The 14,924-nt window shown below is 69.0% G+C and carries 11 protein-coding genes; 8 read left to right on the top strand and 3 right to left on the bottom strand.

All coding sequences use genetic code 11. The features are described 5' to 3' along the window. Window positions 1-119: 119 nt before the first annotated feature. The 6 genes from ASF53_RS16715 to ASF53_RS16690 all read left to right on the top strand — a co-directional run bounded on the left by ASF53_RS16715 (window position 120) and on the right by ASF53_RS16690 (window position 8,390). Window positions 120-1,355: an aspartate kinase gene (locus ASF53_RS16715; protein WP_056200728.1), complete on the top strand. Its 1,236-nt coding sequence runs from the start codon at window positions 120-122 to the stop codon at window positions 1,353-1,355. A 71-nt stretch (window positions 1,356-1,426) separates the two neighbouring features. Next, window positions 1,427-3,688 carry a phosphoenolpyruvate--protein phosphotransferase gene (gene ptsP, locus ASF53_RS16710; protein WP_056200726.1) on the top strand — a complete coding sequence of 754 codons (2,262 nt, stop codon included), beginning with the start codon at window positions 1,427-1,429 and terminating at the stop codon, window positions 3,686-3,688. 77 nt (window positions 3,689-3,765) lie between these two features. Further along, window positions 3,766-4,410 (top strand): DUF2268 domain-containing putative Zn-dependent protease, encoded by a 645-nt coding sequence (locus tag ASF53_RS16705; protein ID WP_056200723.1) that lies wholly within the window; start codon window positions 3,766-3,768, stop codon window positions 4,408-4,410. A gap of 194 nt (window positions 4,411-4,604) precedes the next feature. Further along, a complete protein-coding gene (gene prfA / locus ASF53_RS16700; protein WP_056200721.1) occupies window positions 4,605-5,690 on the top strand; it encodes a peptide chain release factor 1 in 1,086 nt (361 codons plus the stop codon). Between the two features lie 14 nt (window positions 5,691-5,704). Then, on the top strand, window positions 5,705-6,595 hold the full coding sequence (prmC, locus tag ASF53_RS16695; protein ID WP_056200719.1) for a peptide chain release factor N(5)-glutamine methyltransferase: 891 nt from the start codon (window positions 5,705-5,707) through the stop codon (window positions 6,593-6,595). A 547-nt stretch (window positions 6,596-7,142) separates the two neighbouring features. Then, the gene (locus ASF53_RS16690; protein WP_056200717.1) at window positions 7,143-8,390 is read left to right on the top strand and encodes a DUF4167 domain-containing protein; all 1,248 of its coding nucleotides are present in this window, start codon (window positions 7,143-7,145) and stop codon (window positions 8,388-8,390) included. Between the two features lie 103 nt (window positions 8,391-8,493). On the opposite strand, the gene ASF53_RS16685 is transcribed toward ASF53_RS16690, so the two are convergent. Genes ASF53_RS16685 through ASF53_RS16675 form a run of 3 tightly spaced genes read right to left on the bottom strand, consistent with a single transcriptional unit; the run spans window position 8,494 to window position 13,620 of the window. Further along, the gene (locus tag ASF53_RS16685; protein WP_056200715.1) at window positions 8,494-10,299 is read right to left on the bottom strand and encodes a flagellin family protein; all 1,806 of its coding nucleotides are present in this window, start codon (window positions 10,297-10,299) and stop codon (window positions 8,494-8,496) included. A 14-nt stretch (window positions 10,300-10,313) separates the two neighbouring features. After that, entirely contained in the window at window positions 10,314-12,212 is a 1,899-nt protein-coding gene (flgK, locus tag ASF53_RS16680; RefSeq protein ID WP_056200710.1) for a flagellar hook-associated protein FlgK, read from the bottom strand. A 25-nt stretch (window positions 12,213-12,237) separates the two neighbouring features. Continuing rightward, window positions 12,238-13,620, bottom strand: coding sequence for a flagellar hook protein FlgE (locus tag ASF53_RS16675; protein WP_056200708.1), 1,383 nt, complete (start codon window positions 13,618-13,620; stop codon window positions 12,238-12,240). 233 nt (window positions 13,621-13,853) lie between these two features. Between ASF53_RS16675 and ASF53_RS16670 the strand changes: the two genes are divergently transcribed. Then, entirely contained in the window at window positions 13,854-14,321 is a 468-nt protein-coding gene (locus ASF53_RS16670; RefSeq protein WP_056200705.1) for a BLUF domain-containing protein, read from the top strand. A 61-nt stretch (window positions 14,322-14,382) separates the two neighbouring features. Next, window positions 14,383-14,835 (top strand): response regulator, encoded by a 453-nt coding sequence (locus ASF53_RS16665; RefSeq protein WP_056200701.1) that lies wholly within the window; start codon window positions 14,383-14,385, stop codon window positions 14,833-14,835. The last annotated feature ends 89 nt before the right edge of the window (window positions 14,836-14,924 follow it).

The following is a 14,924-nucleotide window of genomic DNA, read 5'->3' as shown; positions in this document are numbered from 1 at the left end:
GCCCTTGTACCCGCCGGTCGCATCCCCGGTACAGCCGCGCCGTGTTGTTTTCCGTGTGACGCGGCGCGCCGGCCTCGCGGCCGGCACCGTAGGGACAAAATGAGCAGACCGGACGCGACATGCCCCGTTTGGTGATGAAATTCGGCGGCACCTCCGTCGCCACCGTCGATCGCATCCGCAACGTGGCGCGCCACGTCGCCCGCGAGGTCGCGGCCGGCTACGAGGTCGCCGTCGTGGTCTCGGCGATGTCGGGCAAGACCAACGAGCTGGTCGGCTGGGTCAAGGACGCCGATCCGCTCTACGGCGCGGCGGAATACGACACGGTCGTGGCCTCCGGCGAGCAGGTCACCTCGGGGTTGCTGGCCATCGCGCTCAACAAGGACGGGATCAAGGCCCGCTCCTGGCAGGGCTGGCAGATCCCGATCCACACCTCCGACGCGCATGGCTCGGCCCGGATCGAGGGCATCGACCCGAAGAATCTCGACGAGAGCTTCAAGCGCGGCGAGGTCGCCGTCATCTCCGGCTTCCAGGGCGTGAACGCCGAGACCGGCCGAATTGCGACGTTGGGACGCGGCGGCTCGGACACGTCCGCGGTGGCGATCGCCGCCGCCATCGGCGCGGAGCGCTGCGACATCTACACCGACGTGGACGGGGTCTACACCACCGATCCCCGCGTGGTGCCCAAGGCCCAGCGCATGGAGCGCGTGACCTTCGAGGAGATGCTGGAGATGGCGTCCCTGGGCGCCAAGGTGCTTCAGGTGCGCTCCGTCGAGCTCGCCATGGTGCACCGGGTGCCGACCACGGTGCGCTCCTCCTTCGATCCCCCCGATGCCGCGCGGCCGGGCACCCTCATCTGCGACGAGGACCAAATCGTGGAACAGCAGATCATCACCGGCATCGCCTTCTCGAAGGACGAGGCGCAGATCACCCTGCGCGCCGTGAAGGACAGCCCCGGCATCGCCGCGGCGATCTTCGGGCCGCTGGCGGATGCCAACATCAATGTCGACATGATCATCCAGACCGTGTCTGGCGACCAATCGACCACCGACATGACCTTCACCGTGCCGGCGGCCGATTACGAGCGCTCCCGCGCCATCCTCGACGCGCAGCGCGACACGATCCAGTTCGGCCAGATCGAGGGCGCCACCGATGTCGTGAAGGTTTCGGCGATCGGCGTCGGCATGCGGTCGCATGCGGGCGTTGCGGCCAAGGCCTTCCGGGCGCTGGCGCAGAAGGGTATCAACATTCGCGCGATCACCACCTCCGAGATCAAGTTCTCGGTCCTGATCGATGCCGCCTACACGGAGCTTGCCGTCCGTACGCTCCACTCGCTATACGGCCTCGACCAGGCCTGACCGTTCCCGTCGGCGTCGGCCCCACGGCTTACCAGCCAGGGTTGCGCCGGCCGACCCGGATTGACGACACGATGCCCGCTGCGCCCGGAGGCCCGCGCCTGCTGCTGCGCCGGCTCCGCGAAGCCATGGCGGAGCCGGTCAGTCCGCAGCAGCGTCTCGATCGGATCGTCGTCCTCATCGCGGCGAACGTGATCGCCGAGGTGTGCTCGGTCTATGTGGTGCGCGATGACAACACCCTCGAACTGTTTGCAACCGAGGGTCTGAACCGCGACGCGGTCCACATCACCCGCATGCGCGCCGATGAGGGTCTCGTCGGCCTCATCGCCAAGACCGCCGAGCCGCTGGCGCTCTCCGACGCGCAATCCCACCCTTCGTTCTCGTATCGGCCGGAAACGGGCGAGGAGATCTATCACGCCTTCCTCGGCGTTCCGCTGCTGCGGGCCGGGAATACGCTCGGCGTGCTGGTGGTCCAGAACAAGACCTACCGGGTCTATTCCGAGGAGGAGATCGAGGCTCTCCAGACCACCGCCATGGTGCTGGCCGAGCTGATCGCCTCGGGCGAACTCCAGGCGCTGTCGCCCGGTGCCGGCACCGCCGCCCGCCGTCCGGTGAGCCAGCGCGGGGTCGCGCTCGCCGACGGGATCGGCCTCGGCCATGTCGTGCTGCACGAGCCGCGCATCGTCGTGAAGACGCTGATCGCCGAGAATGTCGAGCGCGAGATGGAGCGGCTCGAGGCGGCGATCGAGGATGTGCGCTCGGCGATCGACGAGCTGGTCGAGCGCGGCGACGGTATCGGCTCGGGCGAATCCCGCGAGATCCTCGAGACCGTGCGGATGTTCGCCCACGACAAGGGCTGGCTGCGGCGGATGCGCGAGGCGGTCCAGTCGGGCCTGACCGCCGAGGCCGCCGTCGAGCGGGTGCAGTCGGACAACCGCGCCCGGATGCTGCGCCAGAGCGATCCTTACCTGCGCGACCGGCTGCACGATCTCGACGACCTCGCTAACCGCCTGCTGCGCCGCCTCGTCGGCCAGGAGGGGCGGGGGGGCGACGGCCTGCCGGAGAATGCGATTCTGGTCGCCCGCTCCATGGGGCCGGCGGCGCTCCTCGATTACGACCGGGCTCGCTTACGCGGCGTGGTGCTGGAGGAGGGCGGGCCGACGAGCCACATCGCCATCGTCGCCCGCGCGCTCGGCATCCCGGCGGTGGGCGAGATCGCCAACGCCACGGGCCTGTGCGATTCGGGCGATGCGATCATCGTCGATGGCCTCGCCGGCGAGGTGCAGATCCGACCCACACCCGAGGTCGAGGCCTCCTATGCCGAGATGGTGCGCCTGCGCGCCCGGCGGCAGGAGCAGTACCGGGCGCTGCGCGACGTGCCCGCCGTCACCCGCGACGGCGTAAAGATCGGCCTGCATCTCAATGCCGGCCTGCTCGTCGATCTGACGCATCTGCACGAGACGGGGGCGGAGGGCGTCGGCCTGTTCCGCACCGAGCTGCAATTCATGATCGCCGAGCGGATGCCCTCGGCCGCCGAGCAGCAGACGCTCTACGAGGCGGTCTATTCGGCCACCGGCGACCTGCCGGTCACGATCCGCACCCTCGACATCGGCGGCGACAAGATCCTCCCCTACATGCCGGCTTTGGAGGAGGAGAACCCGGCGCTCGGCTGGCGGGCGATCCGCATCGGCCTCGACCGGCCGGCTTTGCTGCGGGTGCAGTTGCGTGCGCTGCTCAAGGCGGCGGCGGGGCGCCCGATCAAGATCATGTTCCCGATGGTCGCCACCGTCGAGGAGTTCATCCGCGCCCGCGACATCGTCGAGCGCGAGAAGGCGCATCTGCGCCGCCACGGCTACGCCCTGCCGAGCGATTGCCGCCTCGGCGCGATGGTCGAGGTGCCCTCGCTGCTGTTCCAGATCGACGAGATCGCCCGCGAGGCGGACTTTCTGTCGGTCGGCTCGAACGACCTGATGCAGTTCCTGTTCGCCGTCGATCGCGAGAACCGGCGCGTGGCCAACCGCTTCGATCCGCTGTGCGGGGCGGCGATGCGCGCCTTCCGCCTCATCGCCGAGCGCTCCGCGGCGCAGGGCTGCCCGGCCACCGTCTGCGGCGAGATCGGCGGCCGGCCGCTCGAGGCGCTGGCGCTGATCGGTCTGGGCTTCCGTGATTTCTCGATGTCGCCGGCCTCGATCGGCCCGGTCAAGGCGATGGTGCTCTCCGCCGATGCCGGCGAGGTCGCGGCGTTGATCCAGTCCGAGCTGACCCGTGTGACCGACGGCGCCTCGGTCCGGCCCGCCCTGGCCGCCTATGCCAAGGCGAACGGCGTGCCGATTTAGAGCATCGCCCCGGAAGACGGTCGCCGGCTTTCGGAAAAAGGCGATGCGAAACAAGAGGCTTAGGTCGGAGGACTCTTTTGGACTGGCACCTGCACTGGCTGGAGGCCGAGGGCGACCTCGCGCCTTGGCGCGACCGGATCGCAGCCGAGATCGAGACCGCCCGGAACGCCGTGGCCGGCGTCCTGCCGCCGTTCCGGATGGACATCCTCGTGCAGCGCGTGACCGGCGCGGTCATTCCGGAGGTCGGAACGGCCGGCCGCGCCTACCGTCCGGGCCTGTGCGCGCTGACCGTCGATCCGCTCAATCCGAACTTTGCGGCGAGCCTCGACACCGGCGATATCCGGCGGACGATCGCGCATGAGGTGCATCACTGCCGTCGCTTTGCTGGGCCCGGATACGGACGCACGCTCGGCGAAGCGATCGTCAGCGAGGGACTTGCCGGGCAGTTCGCCGGGACACTTTTCAAGGCGCCCCCCGAGCCGTGGGAATGCGCCCTGGACGACGCGGCTCTGCGGGCCCATCTCCCGAGTGCGGCGGAGCTGCGGGCGCCGAATCACGATCACGCCGGCTGGTTCTTCGGAGCCGGCGGCCGCCATCCGCGCTGGCTCGGCTACACCCTCGGCTATCGGATCGCCGCCAACCCCGAACCCGATGGCGAGACCTGGGTGAACGTGCCGGCGGAGGTCGTGCTTGCGGCGTCTGCGTGGTCTGCCGCGGCGTGAGCGGCCCTTGAACGACGCGGATGCGCGGCGGACCGGCCCCGGCGCATCTTCCCTCCCGGTCGCCGCACGGGTAACGGGTGCCGGTCGGACCGCCATGAACCTTGCCGTTCCGGCGAGCCAGCCGAAGCGGCCGTGCGATCCGCCCCGTCTCCTTCCGATTTGACGCGCACCATCGACGAGTATCCTAACAGGCGATGACCCCCATTCCTTCCGATCGCCTCGACGCCATCCTGGCGCGGCACGACATCGTCACGGCGCAACTCGCCGACGGTTCGGCCGATGCCGGGAGCATCGTGCAACTCTCCCGCGAATTGTCCGAACTCGACGGCGTCGTGGCCGCGATCCATCATTACCGTCTGGCGGAGGCCAATCTGGCCGGCATCCGGGCGATGATCGATGAGCCGGGCGGCGATCCGGAGATGCGCGCGCTCGCCGCCGAGGAGAAGCCGGAGGCGGAAGAGGCGCTCGAACAGGCCCACCGCGCGCTGCAACTGATCCTGCTGCCCAAGGATGCGGCCGACGAAAAGAGCGCGATCCTCGAAATCCGCGCCGGCACCGGCGGTGACGAGGCGGCCCTGTTCGCGGGCGACCTGTTCCGCATGTACGCAAAATATGCCGAGTCGAAGGGCTGGCGCGTCGAGGTGATCTCGGAGAGCGAGGGCACGGCCGGCGGCTATCGCGAGGTCGTGGCCGAGGTGAAGGGTCGCTCCGTGTTCTCGCGCCTCAAGTTCGAGAGCGGCGCCCACCGCGTCCAGCGCGTGCCCGACACCGAGACGCAGGGGCGCATCCACACCTCCGCCGCCACGGTCGCCGTGCTGCCGGAGGCGGAAGAGGTCGACATCGTCGTCAACGAGGCCGACCTGAAGATCGATACCATGCGGGCGCAGGGCGCCGGTGGCCAGCACGTCAACAAGACGGAATCGGCGATCCGCATCACCCATATTCCGACCGGCGTGGTGGTGTTCGTCCAGGAGGAGCGCTCGCAGCACAAGAACCGCGCTCGGGCGATGTCCCTGCTGCGTTCGAAGCTGTTCGACGCCGAGCGCACCGCCAAGGATTCGGCGCGGGCCGCCGACCGCAAGGCGCAGGTGGGCTCCGGCGACCGCTCGGAGCGCATCCGCACCTACAATTTCCCGCAAGGGCGCGTCACCGACCACCGCATCAACCTGACCCTCTACAAGCTGGAGGAGGTTATGGCCGGCCAAGCGCTCGACGAGGTGATCGACGCCCTGGTGACCGAGCATCAGGCCGAGTTGCTGGCCGCCGAGGGAATGGCGTGAGGGCTGGGGCCGGCATGAGCCCCAGCTTTGCCCCGACGCTTCCCCGTGAAGCCGCCCTGCGCCAACTCGTCCGGACCTTCGAGGAGTCCGGCTTGCCGAATGCGCGCTCGGATGCGCGCTTCCTCGCCCTGCACATTCTTTCGCTCACTCCCCTCGATCTGACCCTGCGGGGACAGGAACCGCTCGGTGCGGCCGGTGCGGAGGCGCTCCGGCAGGCGGCCGAGCGCCGGCTCGCGGGCGAGCCGGTGGCGCGGATCCTCGGCGCCTGGGAATTCTGGGGGCTGCCCTTCGCCCTCGGCCCGGAGACGCTGGTGCCCCGGCCCGACACCGAGAGCGTCGTGGAAACGGCCCTGCGCTTGCTGCCCGAGGGCGAGCGGCCGCCGCGCCTGATCGATCTCGGCACCGGCTCCGGCTGCATCCTCGTGGCTCTGCTGCATGAGCGGCCGGGGGCGTTCGGCTTCGGCCTCGACCAGTCAATGGCGGCGCTCGCGGTCGCCCGGCGGAACGCGGCGGCGAACGGTGTCGCCGATCGAGCCGCCTTTCTGTGCGGCTCCTGGCTCGATGCGCTGAAGGGGCCGTTCGACCTCATCGTCTCGAACCCGCCCTACATCGCCGCCCCGGTCATCGCGACGCTCGAACCGGAGGTTCGCTTGCACGACCCACAGGCCGCCCTCGACGGCGGTGCCGACGGCCTTGATGCCTACCGGGCGATTCTCGCGGATGTCGCGCGGCGGCCGGGTCTGCTCTCGGCGAACGGCGCGCTCGTGCTGGAGATCGGATACGATCAGGGAAACGCCCTGACCCGTCTCGCGCAAGGGACGGGATTCGAGGTCATCGGCGTCGGCCAGGATCTGGCGGGCAACGACCGGGTCGTCACGCTTCGGCCATCCTTGGCGGGCAGGTGACGGATCGAGGGAGCGGATTTCGCGCCGGGCTGCGACGCGAAAGACCGATAAACCTGCACAATTCCGGCATAAGCCGCCTTGGCCACGAAAAAATGCTTGTTGTCGAGGGCGTCAGTCACTAGCTTAAGGATGCAGGCCGCCAATGGTCCGTTGAGCGTCTCTCACAAAACTCCCGCTGCGCCCACCGGCCAAAGGGAGCTCCCGAGAACCGGGAGTTTTGTGAGGCACTCTTTTAAACGGTATCGGCAGGATCGGTTTTGACCGTGTCCTCCGGCTTCGGACGGTCTTCCCACCATCGAGCGGACGCGCTCCGGCAGTCGCGGCTAGGCTCGGTGATATCGAACCTGACAGTCGAGGGATGTCTCGCGGCGCGCCAAAACCGAGCGCAGCCACCAGACGAACGGCAAACATCGCGGAATGAAGCGCGGTCGGGCGCCTTGCGCCCGGCTCGCCCTGTCCGCGAGCCAAGCTCCGGCACTGTCAGTCACGCTGAGCGACAGGTAACGAGGGTCAATCGAGGCCGATGAGACCAAACCAGAATCGACGGATGCGGGGTCGCAATCGGCCCAAGGGTCCGAACCCGCTGACGCGCTCTTACGAGTCGAACGGTCCCGACGTTAAAATTCGCGGCACCGCCCAGCACATCGCCGACAAATACGCGCAGCTGGCGCGCGACGCCCTTGCGAGCGGCGATCCGGTCGCCGCCGAGAACTACTTCCAGCACGGCGAGCACTATTTCCGGATCATCACCGGCGCTCAGGAGCCTGGCCGTCCGCAGGTCACGCAGGGCTATGCCCGCAACGGCTTCGACGAGGACGAGGAAGGCGACGACGAGACCGTTCAGGGCCAGGGCGCCGAGGGCGGTCGCCAGGGTCTCGGCTACGGCACCGACGAGTACGGCGACCCGACGCAGCAGCCGCAGCCGTTCGAGCGCCACGACTTCGACGGCCGGCCCCAGCGCAACGATCGCAATGATCGGAACCAGCGCTTCCAGCCCCGCGAGCAGGGGCGCGACCGCAACGATCGCAACGACCGGGGCCAGCGCTTCGAGGGCAACCGACCGGATTACAACCGCGGTGAGCCGCGGCAGGAGTTCCGTCAGGATCGCCAAGACCGGCCTGACCGCCAAGACCGGCAGGATCGGCCCGAGCGTCAAGACCGGTCCGAGCGCCAGGATCGTCAGGACTATCCCCGTCAGGACGGCCCGCGGCAGGATTACCGCCAGGACCGGCGTCAGGATTACCGGCAGGATTTCGGGCAGCAGCCCCAGGAAGGCCGCGACAACCAGGGCCGTGAGCCGCAGGGTCGCGAGAACCGCCGCGATCGCGATGCTGCGCGCTTCGAGAACGGTCGCGGTGAGCCCGCCGAGGCGCCGCGTCAGGAGCCCCGCCAGGACGCATGTCCTGAACCCCGGCAAGAGCCGCGCCAGGACACCCGCGCCGAGCCCGCGGCACGGCCCGAGGCGCCCCAGCGTTCCGACAGCCCAGCGCCCCGGCGTGGACGCGGACGTGCAAGCGAAGCCAGCCGCGCCGCTGCGGCGGAAGCCGCCGATCCGTCGGCGCTGCCCGCCTTCCTGATGACGGCGACCCGTAACCCCACCCCCCCGCCGCCGCCCCCCGAGGCGCCGGTTGCGCGCTCCGCGCCGGAGCCGCGCGAGGCGGCCCCCGCCGCTGAGGTGCCGTCATCGGCCGAGGACGCGCCCGCGCCCAAGCCCCGGCGCCGCCGGACCCGCTACAAGGGGCCCGAGGACGAGGCCGCTCCCGAGAAGACGGATACGCCGGACGCGGCGGAGTAAAACGAACCAAACGAAAGCGGCCCGAGGCATTCCTCGGGCCGCTTTCGTTTGGGCACCTCCGCGAGGGCGGCGAGCGGGCCGAGCGAGACGCCTGTCGCTTGGATCAGCGGAGATAGTTGACGAGGCTCATCTCGGAGAGGATCGAGGTGACCTTGTAGCTCGCCTGCAACTGCGTCTGCAGGCTCAGGAGCTTGGCCGCGACCTCTTCCGTCGAGACCGTATCGACCCCGTCGAGGGAATCCTCCAGGGTCGCCTTGGTGGTGTTGGCCACCGACTTCGCGTTGGCCATGCTGCTGGCGGCCAGGCCGAAATCGGTGCCGATCTGCTCCAGGCTTTGCTGACTGTCGCCTGCGGTGAGCAGGTTCGCCGCCCGGCTGGAGACCGCCTCGAACCGGGCCGTGTCGACCGTACCGGTCCCGGTGGTGAAGTTTTCCGCCGCCATCGCGGCGATCCCGGCCAGCGTCCGGCGGATCGCCTCCTCATTGGCCTGCGCGCCGATCTCGACCGTCCGGCTGGTGCCGGCCTGCACGGTCGCCGTCGCCCGCGGGTCGGAGGCGGTGTCGCCCTTGTACCAGATCACGGTCTTGGCGCTCGCGGTCTCGGCGTAGCCGGTGCCGTAGCCGGTGGCGTCCGTCACGATGCGCCGCGGGCTCAAGCCGGCGGCGGGCGAGCCCTCGAAGAAGTTGAGCGAGGCGCGGCCGGCCGAACTCGCGGAGAGTTCGGTGTTGGCCGCCGTTGTTAGCGCGTTCTGGAGCGAGCGGGAGAGGTTCGCGGTGGTCTCCTCCGGCGTCGCGCCGATGGCGAAGGCCGTCGCGGAGCCGGCCTCGGCCGTGGCGGCGGCGGTCAGAGTGATCGACTTGGTCGTGCCGTCATGCATGCCGAGTTTGAGCGTGATCGTGTCGCCGACCGTAGGGTTGCTGCCGACCGTCACGGTCGCCGTGCCCGCGCGGCCGTTGCTGAAGGCCGCCGCCACGCCGGGCGGGCTCGCGCTTTGCACGCTGGCGATGTCGGCTCCGCCGAGCGCCCGCTTCAGATTCGCGGCGGTCTCCTCCTTGGTGGCACCGATGGAGAAGGCTCCGGCGGCATTGCCGGCCTCGCCCGCGCGGGCCGTGAGGTCGAGGGTGTTCTGACTGCCGTCGGCGAGCTGAATCACCACCCGTACCTGAGCGCCTTCGGCCGGCTGCTCGGCAAAGCTCAAGGCGACATCCGGCTTCGTCCCGGCGACGACGTTCGCGCCGAGTGCGGCGCTGTTCGAACTCGATGCGGCCATGAGGGTGAAGCCGAAATTCACCCGCACTTCGGCGCTGGGATCCTCCGCCAGGCTGATCGTCTGGGTCCCGACGCTCTGGGTCAGGCGGCCATTGCCCGCGGGGCCGAGATCGGCCTTCTTCTGCTCGGCGATCAGGGTTCTGAGACCGTCGAGGCCTTCGGACGGAATCCCGTTCAGGATGGCTTGGTCGGAGACGACCGGCGCCGTCTCGGTCGCGCGCCCCGAGAAGACGTAGACCCCGGCCGCCTGCTGGTTCAGGGCATCGACGGCCGCCGAGAGGTTGTTGGCGGCAAGCTGCACGGTGGTCGATGGCAGCTTCTCGTTGCGGGTAGCGACGATGCCGGTGAGGTTCGAGCGAGTGCTGTCGGAGAGGGCCTTGAGCTGAGTGAGGCTGGCGCTCGTGAGCTTCACCCGCGTTTCGGCCGAGCCGATCGCCGCGAGGTAGCCGTCCTGGGCGCTGATCGCCGCATGCGCGCTCAGGCTGGTCGTGCGCGCCACGCCGAGGCCGCCATAGGTTTCGGCGGTGCGCCCGGTCGAGAGCTGCTTGGCCAGCCCGTCGAGCTGGTTCTTCATGCTGACGAGGCTCGCCGACTGGCGGTCGAAGCGGTAGGTGCCGGCGGCGAAAGCGGTGATGGTCATCGGCGGCTCCGCACCTAAATCCTGAGCAGGGTGTCGATCATGTCGCGGGCAGCGGTCAGCACGCGGGCATTGGCCGCGTAGGCCTGCTGGAGCGCGATCAGGTTCGACATCTCCTCGTCGATGTTGACCCCCGAGGCGGAGGCGAACCGCCCCTGCGCCGTCGAGAGGGCGATGCTCTGTCCCTCGTCGAGATCCTGCGCCGCCGCCGCCGCGGCGCCCTGCACGGTGATGACGCCCTGGACGAAGTCGGCGACGCTCGACCGGGTCGGAGCGTCGATGCCGCTGATGCCGCTCGACGAGGAGAACAGGCGCTGCGTCCCGGTCAGCGCGGTGAACAGCGCCTGCGGCCGGGTTCCGTCGCCGTTTCCGCTTCCGGCCCCCGTCCCGGTGACGCCGACGAGGCTGCCGGCGCTGCCGACCACTGCGGGGTTCACGGCGATGCGCTGCGCGAATCCGGTGAGCTGCGAGCCGCCGTCGAAGGAGCCGGTGTAGAGTGCGGAGGAGGCGCCGTCGACGAAGAGCGGAAGCTGCGTGCCGGAGCCCTTGATGTCGCCCGCTGCGGTGACCTGCGTCACGCTGGCGCTCGCCGCGACCAGGGTGGCCCCTCCGCTGGCGAGGATGCGCATCGCGCCGGGCTCGCCGCCCGGCACGCCCGACACCGTGTACCCTCCGCCCAACGCCGTGGTGATCGCGCTGCGGAGCTCTTCCGGGGTGCGGGCGGGGGTCGCGTCCGGCCGCCGGATCGTGAAGGGGATCACCGTGGCGTTCGCGTCGTCGGTGGCGCCGGCGGGAATCGCGGGGGGCGGATTCTGGTAGGACGGCACCAGGATCAGGTTGCGCTGCGTGCCGCTCCCATCCTGGACCGTCAGGGTGATGGCGTTGCCGGCCGAGAGACCGGTCAGGTCGATGTCGAAGCCCCCCTTGGTGCCGTCGGCGGGGACGGTGCCGGTGGCCACACGGTCGGACATCGCGCGGGAGAGCCCCGCCGCGAGGTCGTCGAGCTGGCGCTGGGCCTGAGGCAGTACCGTATCGCGCAGTTCGATCGCGGCGGCGATCGAGCCGGAGCGGATCGCCCCGGAGGCGAGCAGGTCGATCTTGCCGCCACCGGGCGTCGACGCGACGATGGTGCCGACGCCGCTCTGCGACGGATCGGGGGCGTAGAGCGCGTTGGCCGAGAGCGTCCCGCGGGCATCGAAGCGGAGCGAGGCGGCGTTGGAGCGGTCGAGCAGGGTGACGCCGGAGCTGGTCAGCACGCTCACGCTGCCGTCGCTCTGGGGGACGGCGTTGATGTCGATCAGGCCCGACAGGCTGGTCAGCGCCTGGTCGCGCTGATCCTCGAGTTCGGGGCGGCTCGCATCACCCGCCGCGGTCGCGACGATGCGGGTGTTGAGCTTGGCCAGTTGCGCGAGCAGGCCGCTGGCCTTCTCGGTATCGGTGGCGAGTTGCGATTCCAGCCCCGAGCGCAGGGCCTGAACCCCGTTGGCGGCGCTGCCGATGCGCGTGGCGAGGTCGTTGGCCGCACTGAGCACCGTCGCCCGGGCGGCCGTCGAGGTCGGGTTGGCGGCCAGGGTCTGAAGCGAGAGGGTGAAGGTGTTGAACACCCCATCGAGCGCCGAGGCGTCGCCGGGCCGCCCGTAGAGCGTATCGAGCTGCGTGCGGGTCTTGGACATCAGCGAGGTGTAGGCCGCCCCCGAACTCTCGGCGCGGAGCTGCTTGAGCGCGGCCGCGTCGAGCGCCCGCGCGACCGTGCCGGTCGCCACGCCGGCATTGCCCGAGCCCGAGGTGATGGGCGAGAGCGTGCGCCGGACATAGCCGGCCGTGCCGACATTGGCGATGTTCTGCGAGACGACCCCGATCTGAGCCTGCGTGACCCGCAGGCCGGCGGTGGCCGTGCTGAACGCGTCGAGGGCCAAGGCGCTTCTCCTCCCTCAGGGCTCGTCAGCGGATGACGTTCAGCAGATCGGAGATCATCGTCTGCGCGGTCGACATCACCCGGGTGTTGGCAGAGTAGGCTTGTTGGGTAACGATCATCTTCGAGAATTCCGCGGCAATGTCGGTATTCGACTGCTCGACATTCGCCCCGACCACGGTCGAATCCTTGAGCCCGTTGATCGGCTCGCCCGAGGCGACGGTCTGCTGGTAATTGCCCATCGAATCCGGCTTCAGCCCGTCGGGATTGACGAACTGGGCCACCTCGACCCGGGCCAGCCCGATCACCGAGCCATTGGAATACTTGCCGCTGATGATGCCGTTCTCGCCGACCTCGACGGAGTTCAGCGTGCCGGAGGCGTAGCCGTTCTGCTTGAGATCGTTGGTCGTCACCGTGCCGGCGGCGGCGGCGTATTGCGTCAGGCCCCCGCTGAGATCGAGGGTGACCTCGCCGACATTGACGCCGTCCACGGTCAGGTTGCTGATCGGAATGGTTTTCCCGGTCGGGGCGGTCATCTGCCCGCTGGGGCTGAAGGTGAAGGCCTGGCCGATATTGGTCCAGCTCGCTTGGTTGCCGCTGACGCTGGTCTTGTCGGCGGTGAACAGGTTCCAGGTGTCGCTCGTGCCGGCCGCGGTGTCGGCGGCGGCCACCTTCGCCCACCGGCTCTGGACGCTCACGGGGGCGCCGGAGGCGGTGTAGACGGTGAGCGCCGGGCCGGCGATGCTGTTGTCGATGAAGCTCTGCGCATTGGCCTGGGAGACGCTGCCGCTGGTGCGGCCGTTGGTCGGCGTCACCCGCGCGTCCGACCCGTCGCTGAAGGCGGAGAGCAGGCCTCCGGTCGAGGCGGCGCTGGGCGTGGCGGGGGATTTGGGCAGGTTGGCTGAGTAGGTGACCGACGTCGTCGGCTTGGCCGGGATGATCGCGTTCGAGATCTTGATCGGCCCCGTGCCGTTGGTCTGGCCCGTGACCGGATCGAGGCTCGCGCCGACGAGGTAGGCGCCCGCGCTGTTGACGAGGTAGCCGTCCTTGTCCGGGGCGAAATCGCCGCGGCGGGTATAGAGGTTGCCGGCGGAGAAGCCCTCGCCGCCGCCCGCATCGGTGGTCTTCTTGCGCACCGCGAAGAAGCCCTGGCCGTCGAGCGCCATATTGGTGGAGACGCCGGTCGAGACCTTGTTGCCCTGGATCGAGTTGGTGAGTTCCGAGAAGGCACCGACAGAACCCGCGGTCTGGCTCCGCGCGTCGCCGTCCACGAGCATGTCGACGAAGCTGGTGTCGATGCGCTTGTAGCCGGTCGTCTGCGAGTTCGCGATGTTGCCCGAGATGTTGCTCAACGAGAAGGACTGCGCCTTCAGGCCCGAAACCGCGGTCTGAAGCGCGGAAAAGACGTCCATGGCGTTCGCTCGCTCCCAAAGGCCGCACGAAGCGGTGGATCTGGAATCAGGAGCGCAACGCCCGTGCCAGAGCTAAGTCATTGGGATTGTTGGAGCCGGTTTGCCGGGGCTCGGCAGTTTCGGACAGGCGGGTAGGGGACGAGCGGCAGATTCTGCCGGGTCCGTCCGTGTTTACGGCCCGTTATCGCCATGCCCGCTAAGGTAGCCGCGAGTTGTCGCGTCGGACGGGATTCATGAAGAACAAGAGGACGAGCCTCGTCCACCTGATCTACTTCTCACGCCTGACCATTTCGAACGAGCCGGCTCTGCGCGCCAAGCAGATCGGTGACATTACCCGTCAGGCTCAGAAGAAGAACGAGTTCGCCGTGATCACGAGCTTTCTGATCATCGATCAGAATTTCGCGATCCAGGTCGTCGAGGGCGAGCGCCAGTCGGTCAACGAGACCTTCCAGCGGATCGCCGCCGATTCGCGCCACCGCGACGTGCAGATCGTCGAGTGGCGCGAAATCGCCAAGCGGGAGTTCGTCAGCTCCTTCACCACGGTCAGCCGAACGACCGCCAACGAGCCGCATTTCGCCAAATCCGGCCTTCTGCCGATGCTGCAACGGGGCACGCCCAAGAGCAGCGCGATCCACGGCCTGGCCGTCACGCTCCAAGCCGAATCGATGGCCAAGCAGGGCATCGATCATCTGTTCGTTTGAGCGGGTGGGCTGTCTTCAGCCCGCCCTTCAGAGATCCCGTTGAGACGCGACCCCGGACGCCATGAGCGACACGCTTCCCATCCTCATCGTCGATGACCAGCCCAAGCTGCTGCGGCTGATCATCGAGCTGATGACCCGCCTCGGTTTCCCGGACGTCGAGGGCGTCTCGGACGCGGCCGAAGCCCTCATCCGGATGCGGGAGCGCCGCTACGCCCTCGTCATCTCCGATCTCACCATGGAGCCGATGGACGGGCTTCAGCTCCTGCGCGAGATCCGGGCCGACGACAGCCTGATGAACACGCCCTTCATCCTCACCGAGACCTCGTTCGACTTCGAGGACATCAACCACGCCCACGTCGCGGGCGCCGATGCCTTCATCCTCAAGCCGTTCGACATCAACCTGCTGAAGACGAAGCTGAAGCAGGTGCTCAACCGCAAGCCGCGCCGCCGCGAGGCGCCGCTGCCGGCAGAATCGACGCTGAGCCAGGAATTCCCGCTGCTCGGCAAGTTCTGACCGGCGCCGTTCTCGTCTGTCCGGTGGCCCATCGAGGGCGCCGCGCCTCGCTGTCTCGCGCCGTGTCTCCGACGACGCTTCGCTGCGTC

It is taken from the genome of Methylobacterium sp. Leaf123, assembly GCF_001423405.1.
Lineage (GTDB): Bacteria > Pseudomonadota > Alphaproteobacteria > Rhizobiales > Beijerinckiaceae > Methylobacterium.
This window is presented reverse-complemented; position numbering and strand designations above follow the sequence as displayed.

Excerpts from the sequence above, each read along its gene's own strand:
- ASF53_RS16715 (WP_056200728.1), top strand. The coding sequence starts at position 120 with ATGCCCCGTTTGGTGATGAAATTCGGCGGCACCTCCGTCGCCACCGTC.
- ptsP (WP_056200726.1), top strand. The coding sequence starts at position 1,427 with ATGCCCGCTGCGCCCGGAGGCCCGCGCCTGCTGCTGCGCCGGCTCCGC.
- prfA (WP_056200721.1), top strand. The coding sequence starts at position 4,605 with ATGACCCCCATTCCTTCCGATCGCCTCGACGCCATCCTGGCGCGGCAC.
- prmC (WP_056200719.1), top strand. The coding sequence starts at position 5,705 with ATGAGCCCCAGCTTTGCCCCGACGCTTCCCCGTGAAGCCGCCCTGCGC.
- ASF53_RS16690 (WP_056200717.1), top strand. The coding sequence starts at position 7,143 with ATGCGGGGTCGCAATCGGCCCAAGGGTCCGAACCCGCTGACGCGCTCT.
- ASF53_RS16685 (WP_056200715.1), bottom strand. The coding sequence starts at position 10,299 with ATGACCATCACCGCTTTCGCCGCCGGCACCTACCGCTTCGACCGCCAG.
- ASF53_RS16675 (WP_056200708.1), bottom strand. The coding sequence starts at position 13,620 with ATGGACGTCTTTTCCGCGCTTCAGACCGCGGTTTCGGGCCTGAAGGCG.
- ASF53_RS16670 (WP_056200705.1), top strand. The coding sequence starts at position 13,854 with ATGAAGAACAAGAGGACGAGCCTCGTCCACCTGATCTACTTCTCACGC.
- ASF53_RS16665 (WP_056200701.1), top strand. The coding sequence starts at position 14,383 with ATGAGCGACACGCTTCCCATCCTCATCGTCGATGACCAGCCCAAGCTG.